The sequence below is a fragment of the Cytobacillus sp. FSL W8-0315 genome (assembly GCF_038002905.1).
GTDB lineage: Bacteria > Bacillota > Bacilli > Bacillales > Cytobacillaceae > Cytobacillus > Cytobacillus pseudoceanisediminis.
The window spans coordinates 305,304-323,750 of sequence record NZ_JBBOOC010000003.1; the positions used below are offsets into that span (position 1 = coordinate 305,304).

13 protein-coding genes, 16 tRNA genes and 3 rRNA genes are annotated in these 18,447 nt (G+C 43.6%); 29 read left to right on the plus strand and 3 right to left on the minus strand.

Annotated elements, in window-relative coordinates:
- Positions 1-21: 21 nt before the first annotated feature.
- On the minus strand, positions 22-222 hold the full coding sequence (locus tag MKY20_RS27300) for a hypothetical protein (protein ID WP_139266800.1): 201 nt from the start codon (positions 220-222) through the stop codon (positions 22-24).
- 97 nt (positions 223-319) lie between these two features.
- On the opposite strand from MKY20_RS27300, the gene MKY20_RS27305 reads away from it, so the two are divergent.
- The 3 genes from MKY20_RS27305 to perR all read left to right on the plus strand — a co-directional run bounded on the left by MKY20_RS27305 (position 320) and on the right by perR (position 1,712).
- On the plus strand, positions 320-490 hold the full coding sequence (locus MKY20_RS27305; RefSeq protein WP_009335856.1) for a hypothetical protein: 171 nt from the start codon (positions 320-322) through the stop codon (positions 488-490).
- 118 nt (positions 491-608) lie between these two features.
- On the plus strand, positions 609-1,166 hold the full coding sequence (locus MKY20_RS27310) for a cob(I)yrinic acid a,c-diamide adenosyltransferase (protein WP_217025724.1): 558 nt from the start codon (positions 609-611) through the stop codon (positions 1,164-1,166).
- Positions 1,167-1,274: 108 nt separating this feature from the next.
- Complete coding sequence (gene perR, locus MKY20_RS27315; RefSeq protein WP_162272000.1) at positions 1,275-1,712, plus strand: peroxide-responsive transcriptional repressor PerR; 438 nt, start codon at positions 1,275-1,277, stop codon at positions 1,710-1,712.
- A 113-nt stretch (positions 1,713-1,825) separates the two neighbouring features.
- Here the strand turns inward: perR and MKY20_RS27320 are convergent, their stop codons facing one another.
- Positions 1,826-2,182, minus strand: a complete 357-nt coding sequence (locus tag MKY20_RS27320) for a YgzB family protein (RefSeq protein WP_009335859.1) — start codon at positions 2,180-2,182, stop codon at positions 1,826-1,828.
- A gap of 150 nt (positions 2,183-2,332) precedes the next feature.
- Between MKY20_RS27320 and MKY20_RS27325 the strand changes: the two genes are divergently transcribed.
- The 20 genes from MKY20_RS27325 to MKY20_RS27420 all read left to right on the plus strand — a co-directional run bounded on the left by MKY20_RS27325 (position 2,333) and on the right by MKY20_RS27420 (position 10,083).
- Positions 2,333-3,208, plus strand: coding sequence for a nucleotidyltransferase-like protein (locus MKY20_RS27325; RefSeq protein WP_019383518.1), 876 nt, complete (start codon positions 2,333-2,335; stop codon positions 3,206-3,208).
- Positions 3,209-3,485: 277 nt separating this feature from the next.
- Positions 3,486-5,035: ribosomal RNA gene (locus MKY20_RS27330) — 16S ribosomal RNA — on the plus strand.
- 301 nt (positions 5,036-5,336) lie between these two features.
- A 23S ribosomal RNA gene (locus tag MKY20_RS27335) occupies positions 5,337-8,272 on the plus strand.
- Positions 8,273-8,458: 186 nt separating this feature from the next.
- Positions 8,459-8,575: ribosomal RNA gene (gene rrf, locus MKY20_RS27340) — 5S ribosomal RNA — on the plus strand.
- Together the 16S, 23S and 5S rRNA genes with 16 tRNA genes alongside form the textbook arrangement of a ribosomal RNA operon.
- 20 nt (positions 8,576-8,595) lie before the next feature.
- Positions 8,596-8,670 (plus strand) — tRNA-Asn (locus MKY20_RS27345).
- Between the two features lie 3 nt (positions 8,671-8,673).
- Positions 8,674-8,764: transfer RNA gene (locus MKY20_RS27350), tRNA-Ser, on the plus strand.
- Positions 8,765-8,780: 16 nt separating this feature from the next.
- A tRNA-Glu gene (locus MKY20_RS27355) sits at positions 8,781-8,855 on the plus strand.
- A gap of 4 nt (positions 8,856-8,859) precedes the next feature.
- Positions 8,860-8,935, plus strand: a tRNA-Val gene (locus MKY20_RS27360).
- A 9-nt stretch (positions 8,936-8,944) separates the two neighbouring features.
- Positions 8,945-9,018 (plus strand) — tRNA-Met (locus MKY20_RS27365).
- Positions 9,019-9,021: 3 nt separating this feature from the next.
- A tRNA-Asp gene (locus MKY20_RS27370) sits at positions 9,022-9,098 on the plus strand.
- A gap of 23 nt (positions 9,099-9,121) precedes the next feature.
- A tRNA-Phe gene (locus MKY20_RS27375) sits at positions 9,122-9,194 on the plus strand.
- Positions 9,195-9,212: 18 nt separating this feature from the next.
- Positions 9,213-9,288 (plus strand) — tRNA-Thr (locus MKY20_RS27380).
- 17 nt (positions 9,289-9,305) lie between these two features.
- Positions 9,306-9,389, plus strand: a tRNA-Tyr gene (locus MKY20_RS27385).
- A gap of 7 nt (positions 9,390-9,396) precedes the next feature.
- Positions 9,397-9,470 (plus strand) — tRNA-Trp (locus MKY20_RS27390).
- Positions 9,471-9,481: 11 nt separating this feature from the next.
- Positions 9,482-9,557, plus strand: a tRNA-His gene (locus tag MKY20_RS27395).
- Positions 9,558-9,615: 58 nt separating this feature from the next.
- Positions 9,616-9,690: transfer RNA gene (locus MKY20_RS27400), tRNA-Gln, on the plus strand.
- Positions 9,691-9,694: 4 nt separating this feature from the next.
- A tRNA-Gly gene (locus tag MKY20_RS27405) sits at positions 9,695-9,769 on the plus strand.
- Between the two features lie 18 nt (positions 9,770-9,787).
- Positions 9,788-9,861 (plus strand) — tRNA-Cys (locus MKY20_RS27410).
- 28 nt (positions 9,862-9,889) lie between these two features.
- Positions 9,890-9,978: transfer RNA gene (locus tag MKY20_RS27415), tRNA-Leu, on the plus strand.
- Positions 9,979-10,001: 23 nt separating this feature from the next.
- A tRNA-Leu gene (locus MKY20_RS27420) sits at positions 10,002-10,083 on the plus strand.
- A 721-nt stretch (positions 10,084-10,804) separates the two neighbouring features.
- On the opposite strand, the gene MKY20_RS27425 is transcribed toward MKY20_RS27420, so the two are convergent.
- Entirely contained in the window at positions 10,805-11,713 is a 909-nt protein-coding gene (locus MKY20_RS27425; RefSeq protein ID WP_341004433.1) for a nuclease-related domain-containing protein, read from the minus strand.
- A gap of 184 nt (positions 11,714-11,897) precedes the next feature.
- Between MKY20_RS27425 and MKY20_RS27430 the strand changes: the two genes are divergently transcribed.
- From MKY20_RS27430 to MKY20_RS27455, 6 genes are all read left to right on the plus strand, one after another.
- Positions 11,898-12,839: a carbohydrate ABC transporter permease gene (locus tag MKY20_RS27430; RefSeq protein WP_009331574.1), complete on the plus strand. Its 942-nt coding sequence runs from the start codon at positions 11,898-11,900 to the stop codon at positions 12,837-12,839.
- A complete protein-coding gene (locus MKY20_RS27435; RefSeq protein WP_019381349.1) occupies positions 12,839-13,666 on the plus strand; it encodes a carbohydrate ABC transporter permease in 828 nt (275 codons plus the stop codon). The genes MKY20_RS27430 and MKY20_RS27435 overlap by 1 nt, the downstream gene beginning before the upstream one ends.
- Before the next feature lie 69 nt (positions 13,667-13,735).
- On the plus strand, positions 13,736-15,022 hold the full coding sequence (locus tag MKY20_RS27440) for an ABC transporter substrate-binding protein (protein WP_009331572.1): 1,287 nt from the start codon (positions 13,736-13,738) through the stop codon (positions 15,020-15,022).
- A 147-nt stretch (positions 15,023-15,169) separates the two neighbouring features.
- Entirely contained in the window at positions 15,170-16,960 is a 1,791-nt protein-coding gene (locus MKY20_RS27445; RefSeq protein ID WP_251157551.1) for a sensor histidine kinase, read from the plus strand.
- 1 nt (position 16,961) lies between these two features.
- Entirely contained in the window at positions 16,962-17,690 is a 729-nt protein-coding gene (locus tag MKY20_RS27450; RefSeq protein ID WP_009331570.1) for a response regulator transcription factor, read from the plus strand.
- Positions 17,691-17,706: 16 nt separating this feature from the next.
- Positions 17,707-18,447 (plus strand): ThuA domain-containing protein, encoded by a 741-nt coding sequence (locus MKY20_RS27455; RefSeq protein WP_251157550.1) that lies wholly within the window; start codon positions 17,707-17,709, stop codon positions 18,445-18,447.

Sequence of the window (18,447 nt, forward strand, 5' to 3'; positions counted from 1 at the left end):
CGCAAATGGGTTGCCTATTTTTTAACGGAACAAGGCTTTTGTCCATTCCGAAGAACAAGTTTTGCATATCATTTTATTAGGGCATACCTCCTCAGATACTTTTTCGAAACGGACCTGAACAGGTTCGTTTTTTTTATGTTTATTATTTTTGCCAAGCGGCATGGGGTGAAACGGTGAATTAAAATAAGATGGAGTGGTAGTTATGAAAATTGTTTCTTCCATTTTGCCTCCCCCAAGAGCTGCAGGAAGAGGCAATACTGGATTTTCCTTAAGGGGATTTTCTATTTATTGACAGATTCGAAGCTGCGGGGAATCCTTTATGATGCTAAGTATTTATTACACATGGGTAAGAATTAATAAGATAAAAAAATTAAAGTGGATTATGGTGATGTCAGCAGGAATAGATGAAATGCATTTCAAAACATGCAATGGGAATGAAATTCTTATGGCTGAGTTTACGCTTGGTACTTTGTTAGGGCATGTTAAATAAACTGCCGGCTGAAAATGAAAAGGTCCAAGTCTGGTTAAATTTTTAAGCATAACCTTCATACATATATATAAAATAACAAAGATTATTAATGCGATCGATTTTGAAAGAGGGTATTAAGATGAGGATTTATACAAAAACGGGAGATAAGGGGACAACGTCATTAATATACGGGCAGAGAGTCAGTAAAAATGACATTCGCGTTGAGGCATACGGTTCATGTGATGAGGCTAATTCTATGATTGGAATGGCCTTAAGCCATTTAAGAAGTGAGTATTTCAGCGGGAAAGAAAAAGTGGAGCAGGTGTTTCATAAAGTGCAGACAGACCTGTTTCATGCAGGAGCAGAGCTGGCAACGCCTGCAGGAAAAGAAGTTAAATGGACGATAAAGCAAGAGGATATCACCTTCATGGAAAAGCAAATTGATGAGTGGGAAGCTGACCTTGGAGCGCTTAATAACTTTATATTACCCGGCGGTCACCCTTCGGGAGCTGCATTCCATGTAGCTAGAACGGTGGTGAGAAGAGCGGAACGATGTGCGGTCTCGCTCGGTGAAGAAGTGAATCCGATCGTTTTAGTTTATCTGAACCGATTGTCAGATCTGCTGTTTGTTGCTGCCCGGTTTGTCAATCACCATTTAGGCTCCGGTGAGCAATCGCTTCACGCTGAAAAGAGTTGATTCCCTCTATTAAGGAGTTTGTAATATTGACAAATGTGGTAAAAAATTAGTACACTATTTATAAAGATTATAAAGTAAGAATATTTGTTGGAAAAGAGGTGCATGGCGGTGGCGCATATGGAATTAAAAGAGGCGCTGGATACTTTAAAAGATACTGGAGTCCGTATCACTCCGCAGCGTCATGCGATACTTGAATATTTAATAAACTCCATGTCACACCCTACTGCTGACGATATATACAAAGCATTAGAGGGTAAATTTCCAAATATGAGTGTGGCAACAGTTTACAATAATTTACGAGTATTCCGTGAGGTTGGCCTGGTAAAGGAACTGACATATGGTGACGCATCTAGCCGCTTCGATTTTGTAACCACTCATCATTATCATGTCATTTGTGAAAGCTGCGGCAAGATTGTAGACTTCCACTATCCTGGTCTTGATGAAGTAGAGCACCTTGCTTCACATGTTACAGGTTTTAAAATCAGCCATCATAGAATGGAGATTTACGGAACGTGTCCGGATTGTGCAAGTAAAGAAGCTCACTAATAAATTATTTAAAGCTGCCGGCTGTGTGCTGTCAGCTTTTTATTTTTCCATAAAAAAACCGGCTTTCAGTTAGCCGGTCATTCTTAAAACTTGAATATGAAGCAAGAGATAAATCAGCTCTGCTTCGTATTTTTTTTGTTGTATTTTTCATCAAATTCAACGCCCTCAAGTTTTGGATCGAGCGTTAAAGGTTCATTACAGTACATGCACATATCAACTCGGCCAAGCATCTTTGTATGTTTTCCGCAATTTGGGCAAACCACCTGCACGGTTTTTGTTGAAAGCATGCCGATCCAAAAATATACACCGGTGCTAGCAAGAATGCAGAGCATTCCAAGAAGCATAAATATTGTCATGAGAAGAGCGGAATTCCTAAAGAATATTCCGAGATACATAACGATAAATCCGATAAAAATTAAACTAAGGGCAAATGTACGAATCTTATTGATTTTATTTGAGTACTTAGCCATTCTGCTCCCTCCTAAAAACTAACTATACCATACTCCTTTTGCGTAAATAAATATTAATATAGAATGGTGTCGAAAAATGTCTCACATTTAGGAAGGATTTCATTTATAATTGTCGAAGATATACGCTATCAATAAAATGGAGGAATTATGATGGAAGATATTCTCCGTCCTATATATCAAGAACGGGCAAGCCAGACGAACACTCTTGGCGTGATTATGACCGAAAAACTGCAAAAAGCTATTCCTGCTACTGATACATTTGATGCTGTACTGCTGATCCTTGTAGAGGAAGCAGATGAACCTGTGTTTGTTAAACATTACACATATAAAGATAAAAAAGCTGCTCTTCATATTGTGACAGACAAGCAGCTTCGCGAATGGATCCTGCTGGGGTCGAACCGAAAGATCTTTGATTGGCTCTATAATGGGAAAGTTTTATTCGATCGAAATGAATATATTTATAACCTGAAGGTGGAATTAAGAGAATTTCCGTTCTATGGGCGAAAATTAAAAATGGGTCTTGAGTTTGCCAAGCTGATCAGAAGATATATGGATGGCAAAGCCTTTTTTGAAAATCGCCATTATTTTGATGCCTATAACCATATTGTTCATTCCCTTCATCACCTGGCCAGGCTGGCTGTTATTGAAAATGGATTCCATCCTGAGGTAACTGTCTGGAACCAGGTAAAGCAAATTGAACCTGAAATAATGAAGCTATATGAAGAATTGGTGAATAGCCAGGAGCCTCTTGAAAAAAGACTGGAGCTTCTGTTTCTTGCAAGTGAATTTTTAATTCATTCAAGAACTAAGCAAGGAATCAGCCATCTTGCAGATGTGCTTGCTGAGAAAGATGAATGGTCCATCCACGATATTATGAACCATGAAGAGCTTTATCTATATGCAGTTGACTTAAGCATGCTTCTTGAGTATTTGATTGATAAGCATTTTATCGAAACAGTAAATGTTGAAACAAAAGGGCAAGGAATTTATCACAGGTATTACAAACTCAAAAAAAAATTATCGTAAAAAAACTTTAAAAGTTATTGACCTTTATTTAAATCCTTGTTATATTTATATCCGTCGCTGCGATATGAACGAAAAACATTTTCACAGACGACGGATAACTTATAAAAAAAGTGTTGACAACTAAATTCAACACATGTTATATTGATAAAGTCGCTTCTGAGCGATTAGGTAAAATATAACAAAGAAAAATTGATCTTTGAAAACTGAACGAACAAAAACGTCAACGTTAATTCTTTAGTCTTTTTTGAAAAGACAATTTATGAGCTTAATCAACTCTTATATGGAGAGTTTGATCCTGGCTCAGGACGAACGCTGGCGGCGTGCCTAATACATGCAAGTCGAGCGGACAGATGGGAGCTTGCTCCCTGAAGTCAGCGGCGGACGGGTGAGTAACACGTGGGCAACCTGCCTGTAAGACTGGGATAACTCCGGGAAACCGGGGCTAATACCGGATAATTCTTTCCCTCACATGAGGGAAAGCTGAAAGATGGTTTCGGCTATCACTTACAGATGGGCCCGCGGCGCATTAGCTAGTTGGTGAGGTAACGGCTCACCAAGGCAACGATGCGTAGCCGACCTGAGAGGGTGATCGGCCACACTGGGACTGAGACACGGCCCAGACTCCTACGGGAGGCAGCAGTAGGGAATCTTCCGCAATGGACGAAAGTCTGACGGAGCAACGCCGCGTGAGTGATGAAGGTTTTCGGATCGTAAAACTCTGTTGTTAGGGAAGAACAAGTACCGGAGTAACTGCCGGTACCTTGACGGTACCTAACCAGAAAGCCACGGCTAACTACGTGCCAGCAGCCGCGGTAATACGTAGGTGGCAAGCGTTGTCCGGAATTATTGGGCGTAAAGCGCGCGCAGGCGGTTCCTTAAGTCTGATGTGAAAGCCCCCGGCTCAACCGGGGAGGGTCATTGGAAACTGGGGAACTTGAGTGCAGAAGAGAAGAGTGGAATTCCACGTGTAGCGGTGAAATGCGTAGAGATGTGGAGGAACACCAGTGGCGAAGGCGACTCTTTGGTCTGTAACTGACGCTGAGGCGCGAAAGCGTGGGGAGCAAACAGGATTAGATACCCTGGTAGTCCACGCCGTAAACGATGAGTGCTAAGTGTTAGAGGGTTTCCGCCCTTTAGTGCTGCAGCAAACGCATTAAGCACTCCGCCTGGGGAGTACGGCCGCAAGGCTGAAACTCAAAGGAATTGACGGGGGCCCGCACAAGCGGTGGAGCATGTGGTTTAATTCGAAGCAACGCGAAGAACCTTACCAGGTCTTGACATCTCCTGACAACCCTAGAGATAGGGCGTTCCCCTTCGGGGGACAGGATGACAGGTGGTGCATGGTTGTCGTCAGCTCGTGTCGTGAGATGTTGGGTTAAGTCCCGCAACGAGCGCAACCCTTGATCTTAGTTGCCAGCATTCAGTTGGGCACTCTAAGGTGACTGCCGGTGACAAACCGGAGGAAGGTGGGGATGACGTCAAATCATCATGCCCCTTATGACCTGGGCTACACACGTGCTACAATGGATGGTACAAAGGGCTGCGAGACCGCGAGGTTAAGCGAATCCCATAAAACCATTCTCAGTTCGGATTGCAGGCTGCAACTCGCCTGCATGAAGCCGGAATCGCTAGTAATCGCGGATCAGCATGCCGCGGTGAATACGTTCCCGGGCCTTGTACACACCGCCCGTCACACCACGAGAGTTTGTAACACCCGAAGTCGGTGGGGTAACCTTTTGGAGCCAGCCGCCTAAGGTGGGACAGATGATTGGGGTGAAGTCGTAACAAGGTAGCCGTATCGGAAGGTGCGGCTGGATCACCTCCTTTCTAAGGATATTTACATGAAACGTGACGTGTTTTGTTCGTTCAGTTTTGAGAGTTCAATCTCTCAATGAAAGATTCGTTCTTTGAAAACTAGATAATGTTAATGAAGAAGCAATAACCGAGTAATCGCCATCTTAGTTTTTTTCTCTGATTTTGAAAATAAGTAAGAGCACAAACCATGAGGACGATGAGCGGCAAGGAGATCAAGGAAGCGACCGAGTGAGCACCGGAGCGTACTTCAGTACGTGAGGAGCGGAGCGAGAGAGCTGACGCAGAGATCCGCAGTCGATCAGCGGCCGAAGTAGGTTAAGTTAGAAAGGGCGCACGGTGAATGCCTTGGCACTAGGAGCCGATGAAGGACGGTACTAACACCGATATGCTTCGGGGAGCTGTAAGTAAGCTTTGATCCGGAGATTTCCGAATGGGGAAACCCCCTATCCGTAATGGGATAGGATCTTTACCTGAATACATAGGGTATAGAAGGCAGACCCGGGGAACTGAAACATCTAAGTACCCGGAGGAAGAGAAAGCAAACGCGATTCCCTGAGTAGCGGCGAGCGAAACGGGATTAGCCCAAACCAAGAGGCTTGCCTCTTGGGGTTGTAGGACACTCTACACGGAGTTACAAAGGAACGAGGTAAATGAACAGGTCTGGAAAGGCCGGCCAGAGAAGGTAAAAGCCCTGTAGTTGAAACTTCGTTCCCTCCAGAGTGGATCCTGAGTACGGCGGGACACGAGAAATCCCGTCGGAAGCAGGGAGGACCATCTCCCAAGGCTAAATACTCCCTAGTGACCGATAGTGAACCAGTACCGTGAGGGAAAGGTGAAAAGCACCCCGGAAGGGGAGTGAAAGAGATCCTGAAACCGTGTGCCTACAAGTAGTTAGAGCCCGTTAATGGGTGATAGCGTGCCTTTTGTAGAATGAACCGGCGAGTTACGATTACATGCGAGGTTAAGTTGATGAGACGGAGCCGCAGCGAAAGCGAGTCTGAATAGGGCGAATGAGTATGTGGTCGTAGACCCGAAACCAGGTGATCTACCCATGTCCAGGGTGAAGTCCAGGTAACACTGGATGGAGGCCCGAACCCACGCACGTTGAAAAGTGCGGGGATGAGGTGTGGGTAGCGGAGAAATTCCAATCGAACTTGGAGATAGCTGGTTCTCTCCGAAATAGCTTTAGGGCTAGCCTCATGTAGTAAGAGTCTTGGAGGTAGAGCACTGTTTGGACTAGGGGCCCCCATCGGGTTACCGAATTCAGACAAACTCCGAATGCCAAAGACTTATCCATGGGAGTCAGACTGCGAGTGATAAGATCCGTAGTCAAGAGGGAAACAGCCCAGACCACCAGCTAAGGTCCCAAAGTATACGTTAAGTGGAAAAGGATGTGGAGTTGCTTAGACAACCAGGATGTTGGCTTAGAAGCAGCCACCATTTAAAGAGTGCGTAATAGCTCACTGGTCGAGTGACTCCGCGCCGAAAATGTACCGGGGCTAAACGTATCACCGAAGCTGTGGATTGACATCTTACGATGTCAGTGGTAGGAGAGCGTTCTAAGGGCGTTGAAGCCAGACCGCAAGGACTGGTGGAGCGCTTAGAAGTGAGAATGCCGGTATGAGTAGCGAAAGATGGGTGAGAATCCCATCCACCGAATGCCTAAGGTTTCCTGAGGAAGGCTCGTCCGCTCAGGGTTAGTCGGGACCTAAGCCGAGGCTGAAAAGCGTAGGCGATGGACAACAGGTTGATATTCCTGTACCACCTCTTTACCGTTTGAGCAATGGGGGGACGCAGGAGGATAGGGTAAGCGCGCTGCTGGATTAGCGCGTCCAAGCAGTTAGGCCGGTAACGAGGCAAATCCCGTTACCACACAGGCTGAGCTGTGACGGCGAGGGAAATTTAGTACCGAAGTTCCTGATTCCACACTGCCAAGAAAAGCCTCTAGCGAGGGAAAAGGTGCCCGTACCGCAAACCGACACAGGTAGGCGAGGAGAGAATCCTAAGGTGAGCGAGAGAACTCTCGTTAAGGAACTCGGCAAAATGACCCCGTAACTTCGGGAGAAGGGGTGCTCATTAGGGTGAATAGCCCTGATGAGCCGCAGTGAATAGGCCCAGGCGACTGTTTAGCAAAAACACAGGTCTCTGCGAAGCCGCAAGGCGAAGTATAGGGGCTGACGCCTGCCCGGTGCTGGAAGGTTAAGAGGAGAGGTTAGCGCAAGCGAAGCTTTGAATCGAAGCCCCAGTAAACGGCGGCCGTAACTATAACGGTCCTAAGGTAGCGAAATTCCTTGTCGGGTAAGTTCCGACCCGCACGAAAGGCGTAACGATCTGGGCACTGTCTCAACGAGAGACTCGGTGAAATTATAGTACCTGTGAAGATGCAGGTTACCCGCGACAGGACGGAAAGACCCCGTGGAGCTTTACTGTAGCCTGATATTGAATTTTGGTACAGCTTGTACAGGATAGGTAGGAGCCTGAGAAGCCGGAGCGCCAGCTTCGGTGGAGGCGTCGGTGGGATACTACCCTGGCTGTATTGAAATTCTAACCCGCGCCCCTTATCGGGGCGGGAGACAGTGTCAGGTGGGCAGTTTGACTGGGGCGGTCGCCTCCTAAAAAGTAACGGAGGCGCCCAAAGGTTCCCTCAGAATGGTTGGAAATCATTCGCAGAGTGTAAAGGCACAAGGGAGCTTGACTGCGAGACCTACAAGTCGAGCAGGGACGAAAGTCGGGCTTAGTGATCCGGTGGTTCCGCATGGAAGGGCCATCGCTCAACGGATAAAAGCTACCCCGGGGATAACAGGCTTATCTCCCCCAAGAGTCCACATCGACGGGGAGGTTTGGCACCTCGATGTCGGCTCATCGCATCCTGGGGCTGTAGTCGGTCCCAAGGGTTGGGCTGTTCGCCCATTAAAGCGGTACGCGAGCTGGGTTCAGAACGTCGTGAGACAGTTCGGTCCCTATCCGTCGTGGGCGCAGGAAATTTGAGAGGAGCTGTCCTTAGTACGAGAGGACCGGGATGGACGCACCGCTGGTGTACCAGTTGTCTTGCCAAAGGCATCGCTGGGTAGCTATGTGCGGAAGGGATAAGTGCTGAAAGCATCTAAGCATGAAGCCCCCCTCGAGATGAGATTTCCCATAGCGTCAAGCTAGTAAGATCCCTGAAAGATGATCAGGTTGATAGGTCAGAGGTGGAAGCGTGGCGACATGTGGAGCTGACTGATACTAATCGATCGAGGACTTAACCAAAACGAAAAGCGGAGGCGACTGTTCAACTTCGAGAGAAGTTAGGAGCCGAAGCTAGACAAGTTATTGGTGAATACTCGGCAAATTCTTCTTCATACATTATCTAGTTTTGAGGGAACGAAAAATAGTAAATTTCCTCTTGAAAAATGATAAAAAGACGGTATAATAATACTTGTCTTTGAAAAATAGTCTGGTGGCGATAGCGAGAAGGTCACACCCGTTCCCATACCGAACACGGAAGTTAAGCTTCTCAGCGCCAATGGTAGTTAGGGGCTGTCCCCTTGTGAGAGTAGGACGCTGCCGGGCTGTTTTACAAATATCACTATTCCGCAGTAGCTCAGTGGTAGAGCATTCGGCTGTTAACCGAACGGTCGTAGGTTCGAATCCTACCTGCGGAGCCAAATGGAGAGCTGTCCGAGTGGCCGAAGGAGCACGATTGGAAATCGTGTATACGCTAACCGCGTATCAAGGGTTCAAATCCCTTGCTCTCCGCCATTATTAATTCTATATTGGCCCCTTGGTCAAGCGGTTAAGACACCGCCCTTTCACGGCGGTAACACGGGTTCGAATCCCGTAGGGGTCACCATAATGGAGGATTAGCTCAGCTGGGAGAGCATCTGCCTTACAAGCAGAGGGTCGGCGGTTCGATCCCGTCATCCTCCACCATATTATTGTCGCGGGGTGGAGCAGTCCGGTAGCTCGTCGGGCTCATAACCCGAAGGTCGCAGGTTCAAATCCTGCCCCCGCAATTTGGTCCGGTAGTTCAGTTGGTTAGAATGCCTGCCTGTCACGCAGGAGGTCGCGGGTTCGAGTCCCGTCCGGACCGCCATTTTTACAATATTAATAATATTTGGCTCAGTAGCTCAGTCGGTAGAGCAAAGGACTGAAAATCCTTGTGTCGGCGGTTCGATTCCGTCCTGAGCCACCTTTACTGAATTGATTTGCCGGTGTAGCTCAATTGGTAGAGCAACTGACTTGTAATCAGTAGGTTGGGGGTTCAAGTCCTCTCGCCGGCACCATTTTTTTATGTTAATATGGAGGGGTAGCGAAGTGGCTAAACGCGGCGGACTGTAAATCCGCTCCTTCGGGTTCGGCAGTTCGAATCTGCCCCCCTCCACCATTTATATAGGGGTATAGTTTAATGGTAAAACGAAGGTCTCCAAAACCTTTGATGTGGGTTCGATTCCTACTACCCCTGCCAATTTTATAATGGCGGCTGTGGCGAAGTGGTTAACGCATCGGATTGTGGCTCCGACACTCGTGGGTTCGATTCCCATCAGTCGCCCCATAATTTTAAAGTAACAGTACGAGTATAACTCTCATATAAATGTAATATGAACGATCAATGGGCTATAGCCAAGCGGTAAGGCACCGGACTTTGACTCCGTCACTCGCAGGTTCGAATCCTGCTAGCCCAGCCATTTTGCGGAAGTAGTTCAGTGGTAGAACATCACCTTGCCAAGGTGGGGGTCGCGGGTTCGAATCCCGTCTTCCGCTCCAGAATAAACTTCAATTTATGGCGGCATAGCCAAGTGGTAAGGCAGAGGTCTGCAAAACCTTTACCACCGGTTCGAATCCGGTTGCCGCCTCCATAATCTAAATCTTGATTCGCTGATATACGCCGGGGTGGCGGAACTGGCAGACGCACAGGACTTAAAATCCTGCGGTAGGTGACTACCGTACCGGTTCGATTCCGGTCCTCGGCACCACAAGATTTACTACATTTTAATATGCCGGTGTGGCGGAATTGGCAGACGCGCACGACTCAAAATCGTGTTCCTTCTGGAGTGTCGGTTCGACCCCGACCACCGGTATCTAAAAAAAGGTTTCCTAATAGGGAAACCTTTTTTGTTGTTAATTAAAATCTGTGCAAATTTTAAAGCGGAAAGCAAATATCAATGCAGCCCTTCTGCTGATTGTGATGCAAGTTGTTTCAATGCAGGGTTCCGAACGATTCAGAGGGTGGTTTCGAAATGGGGTTCTGAACTGTTCGGAAGTAATTCAAAAGGACATAATTATTGACTTAGCAGGAGGAAAAAAAACGATGTGTCCTAATGTTGTGAATTGAGCGGAACTAATAACTGAAGAGGCGAAAAAGAATCTCTAAATTTCGAAGATGTTATGTGAACGGAACTTATGCACCAAAATAGAGCCAGAAAGATTCGATGACTTTATGTGAACGGAACTAATGAAGCAGAATAGTGCCGTTCAGTTTCAAAGATGTCATGTGAATGGTACTAATGCAAGAGAATAGTGCCGTTCAGTTTCAAAGATGTCACGTGAATGGAACTAATGCAAGTGAATAGTGCCGTTCAGTTTCATGATGTCAAGTGAGCGGAACTAATGCAGCAGAATAAAGCCATTAAGGTTCGATAACCTCAGTGAATGGAACTAATAATTCTGAATAGAGCCCTTCAGTATCGATAGTGTGATCTAAAAGAATCTAATGATGTTTGCTTATTCATGAATCGTGTGAGGATAGCCGAAGGGGACATGCCATACTGTTAAAAATAAACTACTCAACATAATTGTGTTTTATTCAAAGTAAGAAGTCTTGCCATGAATGATATGATTAAAGTTGTTTGATAGGATTTTCCGGATTTTTTTCTTTGAAATAATATCAGAACACCATTCATGCACAATATTGGTTGTTAGCATCATATCGGGAAACATAACTCTAAACTCTTTAACACTTCTAACGATTGCCAATTCGACATCTTCTTTGTATCCGCAATTCTTACATACTAAAGCAGCTCTGTGCAATCGATCCATAAAGTGCTGGCAAGAAGCACACTTAACCCCCTTCTCCAATCCCTCAAATGTATACTCAAATCGCCTTCCATAAGGAATATCCTCCAAACGCAAAGACAGTAACTTGTCTGCCAGCATTAAATGGTTCTTATTTGCCGGTTGAGATTTCAATTTTAATTTGTCTATAAATCGGTTAATTTGTGCTGGAAATATAGCAGGAAGATTCATTGTGGCTTGATACAATTGAAATTCGGGGTTAATAAAAATAAGAAGAGCCTTAAGAGGGGTTTCTACTCCCAATTTCTGCAGAAGTCTTCTCAGGAGGGATTCACTTCGCTGAAGCTGCAGAAGAGGATTTTTAACTTCAGTATTTGCTGGTACTGTATACCATCTGTTTTGTTCGATATAAAAGTCTCCCTCATAATTCTTAACTTCAAAAAGATAGATACAGCCTCCAGTGAATAATAGTGAATCTATTTGGAAAAGGGTGTTACTGTAATCGAACAATAAATCATTAAGAATAATCCATTCCTCAGGCGAATGTTCTAGTAGTTCATCAAATTTCTTCTCACCTGAAAAACCTTTTTCTAAATTAAGAAAGAGGCTGTAATCTTTTGGGGAAAGCCGCATTCTTCCATGTAAACACTGAAGCAATTTTAATTCTTCCGGTTCATAACGATATTTTAATATCATAGCCCACATCCCTATATTCAAGATAGCTTCATTCTATGCAATGTATTCGATTAACACAAGTTAAACCTTTTAAACAAGTCAAAATATTGCACCTTTTTAGTCAATCCAGTCACCTATATATGCAAACGGTTTCAAATATAATGTAGGAAAGCGTTTGCAAGAGATAAGGGGGCGGTGAAAAGATTTGGAGACAAAGATTGAGGTCGGGGAAGCAGCAGTCAATTCAGAGGTTAAAACAGTATCCAGGAAAAAAGCAAATCTGAAAAAAATGCTAACATACAGTGCTTTTGTAGGACCGGCATTGATTTTTTTCCTGGTGATTCAAATCATTCCTTTTTTGATGGGTATTTATTATTCCTTTACTTCCTGGAATGGTGTCAGTTCTGTGGTTGAGTGGGTAGGACTTGAAAATTATTTAAAGATCTTTAAGAATGATCCTAAGTTTTTTGATTCCTTTATTTTTACTACCAAGTTTATGTTAGCTTCGGTTATTATTAGTAATTTACTAGGTTTTGGGCTTGCGTTATTATTGAACGCAGCATTGAAGTCCAGGAACTTATTGCGGACTGTGTTTTTCATTCCTAATGTTATCGGGGGATTATTGCTTGGGTTCATCTGGCAGTTTATTTTTGTAAAAGGGTTTGCGGCAATTGGAAATCTTACAGACCTGTCCGTTTTTAAGCTCCCATGGCTTGGGGATGAGACAACAGCATTCTGGGGGATTGTAATTGTGTTTGCCTGGCAGATCAGCGGATATATGATGGTTATTTATATTGCAGCGCTGCAGGGGGTTGACCAGACATTGCTGGAGGCTGCCAGGATCGATGGGGCATCAAGCTGGACACTTCTGACGAAAATTATTATTCCACTTATTTTGCCGGCGTTTACGATTTGTTTCTTTTTAACTATTTCAATGGCCTTTAAGATTTTCGATCTGAATATTTCACTGACAGGCGGAGGTCCTTTTAATTCAACACAATCTGTAGCGATTAATATTTATCAGGAAGCATTCCAAAATAACCGGTATGGTCTTGGTACCGCGAAATCCATTCTGTTCTTCCTTGTTGTGGCTATTTTTACAACGGTTCAGGTTATGATGACCAAGAAAAGGGAGGTTGAGGCATAATGAATCCCAGATATACGAAGGTTACGTTTCTGCTCGAGATTATCGGAATCGTATTAGGAGTCATTTTCCTCATACCTTTTTATTTCGTGATCATCAATTCTGTAAAAGGTTTTGCAGATATTTTGATTGATGCTGCAGCGTGGCCGCAGGAGTTTTTATTCTCCAATTACTTGAAGGTATGGGATATTATTAATTTCCCGCGGGCCTTCTGGAACTCGCTTATAATTACGGTGATCAGCAATATTGGACTTGTTGTCATTAGTTCCATGGCTGCCTGGAAGATGGTCCGAACCCCGGGAAAATTCAGCAAAATCCTATTTGCCCTATTTGTTTCTGCGATGGTTATTCCATTCCAGACGGTCATGATACCGCTGATGAAGCTGGGAGGCACGCTGAATCTGACAAACAGCATACCAGGTCTCATCATTATGTATTTTGGCTTTGGTGTACCATTATCGCTTTTCCTGTATCACGGATTTATTAAAACAGTTCCAATAGAGATAGAAGAATCGGCCCGAATTGATGGGTGCAGCCAGTTTGGGGTCTTTTGGAGAATTGTTTTTCCGCTTCTAAAACCAATCACTGTAACGGTTGTTATTTTAAATACATTATGGATCTGGAATGATTATCTGCTGCCGCTTCTTGTGCTTCAGGATGCAGAACTTAGGACGATTCCTTTGGCCACAAGTTCATTCTTTGCACAATATACAAAGCAATGGGACATGGGACTGGCCGCCCTTGTAATGGGCATTACACCGGTCGTTATTTTCTTCCTGTTCCTGCAGAGGCATATTATTAAAGGCATTGCACAAGGCTCCATCAAGTAGTTATAGAGACTTTTGCGGCCATATGGGCTGTTAAAGTTTATATAAAAAATTATTCAGGGGGGAAACAAAATGAAACGCTTTGCTTTATTACTGCTGTCATTGGTTCTGATGGCGGGCATTATGGCAGGCTGTTCTTCTTCCAGCTCTTCAGGGGACGAAAAGCCTAAGGATGATTCAAAGAATGAGGATGAAGTGGTAACATTAAATTTGTTCCAGTTTAAAGTGGAGATTGCCGATCAGCTTCAGGAAATGATCGGTGAATTCGAAAAAGAGCATCCGAATATTAAAGTAAAGCTTGAATCAGTCGGCGGCGGTGCTGATTATGGTGCCGCATTAAAAGCAAAGTTTGCATCCGGCGAACAGCCTGACATTTTTAACAATGGCGGATTTAAAGAATTGGAGCTTTGGAAGGAGCATCTTGCAGATCTTTCAAATGAGCCTTGGGCAGAGCATGTGCTTCCAATTGGAAAAGTACCAATGACTGATACAGACGGAAAACTTTATGGAATGCCTGTAAACCTTGAAGGATACGGTTTCATTTATAATAAGGATTTATTTGAAGAAGCAGGCATTACTGAACCGCCTAATACGATTTCTGAATTGAAGGATGCTGCTGAAAAACTAAAGGATAAAGGAATTACTCCTTTCTCTGCCGGTTACGGAGAGTGGTGGGTAATTGGTCAGCATTTATTAAATATTCCATTTGCACAGCAGGAAGATCCAGTGGCATTTATTGAGGGCCTATACAGCGGATCTGAAAAGATTATTGGCAATGATAAATTTAAAGAGTTCAAAGAAGTGCTTGATACTGAAATAAACTTCGGAAATGAAAATCCATTAACAACAGATTACAATACGCAAGTGACTCTATTTGCTTCCGGCAAAACGGCTATGCTTCAGCAGGGAAACTGGACAGAAAACATGATTCTTGAAATCGACCCTGAAATTAACATGGGATTCCTTCCAATTCCGCTGACTGATGATGAAGCTGAAGCAGACCGTTTACCAGTAGGCGTTCCGAACAACTGGGTTCTTAATAAAAATTCAGAACATCTTGAAGAAGCAAAATTATTCCTTGACTGGATGGTTTCTTCTGAAACAGGAAAGCGTTATATCACAGAAGAGTTTGCGTTCATTCCTGCCTTCGACAATATAGAGCCAACCGGTTTAGGGCCTCTTGGCCAGCATATTCTTGAGTATTCTAAGGAAGAGAAAACTGTTCCTTGGACATGGTTCAGATGGCCTGATGGTGCAAATAAAGAGTTTGCTGCAACAATCCAGGAATACGCTGCAGGAAAGATCGACTATGATACGCTCGTTGAACGCTTCCAGGCATCCTGGGATAATTTGAAATAAATTTGGTTAAACAGGAAGCATGTCTGCGGAAGATATGCTTTCTGTTTTATATTTTAATGATAAGCAAAACCCCATAGCAAAAAGGCATCCCCAAAAAGGGAAGTTCACTTTATACTATTGTAAAAGACAAAGCAGCGGGGGATGTACATGTTCAAAAAGAGCATTAGGAATAAACTGATTGTTCTATTGATGGTAGCAACGATCGTTCCATTTGGGGCGTCTATAATCATCACTTATTATCATACAGCGGAATCATTGAAAGACCAGGCCATCAAGGAAAATAGCAACCTATTATATCAAGGAAAAGTGAACCTGGAGGGTTACATAAATGAGCTGGATGGATTAACACTATCCCTTTACAATAATCCAGGTTTAATAAACTTTTTAAAAGATCCCCAAAAGGAAAATAATTATCAGGCAGTGGAAGCTGTAAGAAATGTAATTTCTACCATACTGTATGCAGAAGAAAATATTAAAAGGGTCAACATTGCTGTTGCAAAGGAAGATCGTCTTATAACAGCTTCCAGGCGCTCTACAGTTATTTTTTCAAAGAAGCTGACAAATGCCAATCAGGAATTTTACCTAAAAGCAAAAGAAAGTCCAAGCAATATGTATCTTGAGCCTATTCATAAGATAAAGGAGCCTGAGGACAAAAAGCCTAAAAATGTAATAACGCTTCACAGATCTTTAATCAATATTCCATCAGATGATGTATTGGCATATATCTCACTGGAGTTCTCACCAGATCAAATAACCAATATCAGCCGTAATCTTTACTCGGAGGAAAATGAAGAATTCTATATTATATCTCCTGAAGGGGAATTGATCTACCATTCAACTGATGAAACTGATGAAGATACTAAAACGACTGATTGGATAGATTGGGTAATGAGTACAAATAAAGTTAATGGCACGGTTGAATGGAAAGAAGGTTCATTCAACGGCGTCATGATATACGATCAATTATCGCAAAATTCTGGCGGCTGGTATCTTGTTAAGCGTGTCCCATATACCACTTTATATGAAAGTGCATTCAGCGTGGCGAAAATCAATATCATGTTTGGCGTAATCGGACTCATCCTGGTTATTCTTGCCACTCTATTTATCTCTGTTAGAATCACTTCACCAATCAGAATCCTGCTGAAATATATTGATCAGGTTGAAAAAGGAAACCTTAATGTCCGTTTTCAATCTTTTGGCAATGATGAGATTGGCTATCTCGGTGATCGATTTAAACAAATGATCGATAAAATAAATGATTTGATCAATCGGGAGTATAAACTTCAGCTTGAGAACAAGACCAATCAGCTAAAGGTTCTGCAGTCCCAGGTTAATCCGCATTTTTTATATAACGCATTGCAGTCCATCGGAACAGCGGCATTAAAAAATCAGGGTCCGCAGATTTATTCGTCTGTTACCCGCCTTTCTAAAATCATGCGGTACAGCATGAATATGGAGGAGGATATGGTTCCTCTTCAAAAAGAGATCGAACATACCAAGTCCTATCTCCTGCTGCAAAAAGAGCGGTTCGGTGACCAGCTTCAGTTCAGTTTTCAGCTTGATGAAGAAGCATTGGGGTTTCCTGTGCCGAAAATGATTTTACAGCCCATAGTGGAGAATTATTTTAAGCATGGCTTTGATGCACGGGAAAAAACAGGAGAGGTTAGTATCACCTGCAGACAGGATGAATTTTATCTGGATATTCTGATCGGGGATAATGGCAGCGGCGTTTCTGAGAGCAGGCTGGAGGAAATCCGATTGCATTTGATGAATGAAAGGATAGGGCAAAAGGTTGAGTTAACGAATATCGGACTGAAGAATGTTTACACCCGGTTAAAACTCTATTATGGCAATCGTGCATACCTGCAGCTTAAGAATCTTGAGCGCGGCGGGCTGCTTGTTTCTATTAAACTTCCAAAAAGGATGGAAGGTGGATAAGATGAAAGCAATTATTGTGGATGATGAAAAACATGTGAGGGAAGGCTTGTTGCTTCTTGCGGATTGGAGCCGCTTTGGAATTGACACAATCCTGGAGGCGGTAGATGGAAATGAGGCCATAAAGCTGATTAAAGAGCATCGCCCGGAAATCATATTCACTGATATGAGCATGCCAAAGAGAGATGGCATAAGCCTTTTAAAATGGATTCATTCTTCGGATCTATCCAGCAAGACGATTGTCGTCAGCGGATATGATGATTTTGACTATATGAGGAATGCCATCTGTTATAAAAGCTTTGATTATATCTTGAAGCCTATTGATCCTGAAATATTGAATGAAACCCTGGAGAAAGCCATAAATGAATGGAAACAGCAGAGTCCTCCAGAGGAATGCCAGAAGGAGCATGGCGGGGAGATGAATGTGATTCAGCAAATAGAACAGTTTTTGCTGGAAAGCTATAACAAGGATATTAACCTGCAGGAAATTGCAGACAGATTTTATTTAAGCAGGGAGTACATTTCCAGGAAGTTTAAACATGAATATCAGGCTACCATAACGGATTTTATTACGAATGTCCGAATGAACAAGGCAAAAGAGCTTCTGCAGAACCCTAAACTGAAAATCTATGAAATTGCTTTCCAGGTCGGCTATCAGGATGAAAAGTACTTTAGCAAAGTCTTTAAAAAGACAGAGGGGATTTCCCCAAATGAATATCGAAGCATGAATTAACAGAAGGAGGAAGATTATGATCAACGTGCTTGTCTGGAATGAGAATCGTCATGAACAAAAGGATGAAAAGGTAAGGTCTGTCTATCCGGATGGTATTCACGGTGCCATTGCAGACTTTTTAAATGAAGAAGATTATAAAGTAAAGACAGCTACATTGGATGAGCCTCAGCATGGACTTAGTGATGCTGTTTTACAGGAAACAGACGTTTTGGTCTGGTGGGGGCATCTCGCGCATGGGGAAGTTGAGGATGCAATCGCTGAAAAAGTAAAACAAAGAGTGCTGGATGGAATGGGGCTGATTGTCCTGCATTCCGGCCATTTTTCTAAGATTTTTAAAGCATTGATGGGAACATCCTGTGATTTAAAGTGGAGAGAAGCGGATGAAAAGGAACGGATTTGGATTGTAGACCCGAGCCATCCCATTGCAGAAGGACTTGGAGAATATATTGAACTTGAAAAAGAAGAAATGTATGGGGAACATTTTGATATCCCTGCACCGGATGAACTTGTAATGGTGAGCTGGTTTGAAGGCGGGGAAGTTTTCCGGAGCGGCTGTACATACAGGCGCGGAAAAGGGAAAATCTTTTATTTTCGCCCAGGACATGAAACGTATCCAACTTATTATCATAAGGACGTTCAGCAGGTTATTAAAAATGCTGTTAAGTGGGCTAAACCAACTGATCTTCCCGTACCGGTCTATGGAAATGCGAAGCCATTGGAGAGAATCAGAGTGAGTCAAGAAGGAGTGGAGAATTAA

Excerpts from the sequence above, each read along its gene's own strand:
- MKY20_RS27300 (WP_139266800.1), bottom strand. The coding sequence starts at position 222 with ATGGAAGAAACAATTTTCATAACTACCACTCCATCTTATTTTAATTCA.
- MKY20_RS27305 (WP_009335856.1), top strand. The coding sequence starts at position 320 with ATGATGCTAAGTATTTATTACACATGGGTAAGAATTAATAAGATAAAA.
- MKY20_RS27310 (WP_217025724.1), top strand. The coding sequence starts at position 609 with ATGAGGATTTATACAAAAACGGGAGATAAGGGGACAACGTCATTAATA.
- MKY20_RS27320 (WP_009335859.1), bottom strand. The coding sequence starts at position 2,182 with ATGGCTAAGTACTCAAATAAAATCAATAAGATTCGTACATTTGCCCTT.
- MKY20_RS27325 (WP_019383518.1), top strand. The coding sequence starts at position 2,333 with ATGGAAGATATTCTCCGTCCTATATATCAAGAACGGGCAAGCCAGACG.
- MKY20_RS27425 (WP_341004433.1), bottom strand. The coding sequence starts at position 11,713 with ATGATATTAAAATATCGTTATGAACCGGAAGAATTAAAATTGCTTCAG.
- MKY20_RS27435 (WP_019381349.1), top strand. The coding sequence starts at position 12,839 with ATGAATCCCAGATATACGAAGGTTACGTTTCTGCTCGAGATTATCGGA.
- MKY20_RS27440 (WP_009331572.1), top strand. The coding sequence starts at position 13,736 with ATGAAACGCTTTGCTTTATTACTGCTGTCATTGGTTCTGATGGCGGGC.
- MKY20_RS27445 (WP_251157551.1), top strand. The coding sequence starts at position 15,170 with ATGTTCAAAAAGAGCATTAGGAATAAACTGATTGTTCTATTGATGGTA.
- MKY20_RS27450 (WP_009331570.1), top strand. The coding sequence starts at position 16,962 with ATGAAAGCAATTATTGTGGATGATGAAAAACATGTGAGGGAAGGCTTG.
- MKY20_RS27455 (WP_251157550.1), top strand. The coding sequence starts at position 17,707 with ATGATCAACGTGCTTGTCTGGAATGAGAATCGTCATGAACAAAAGGAT.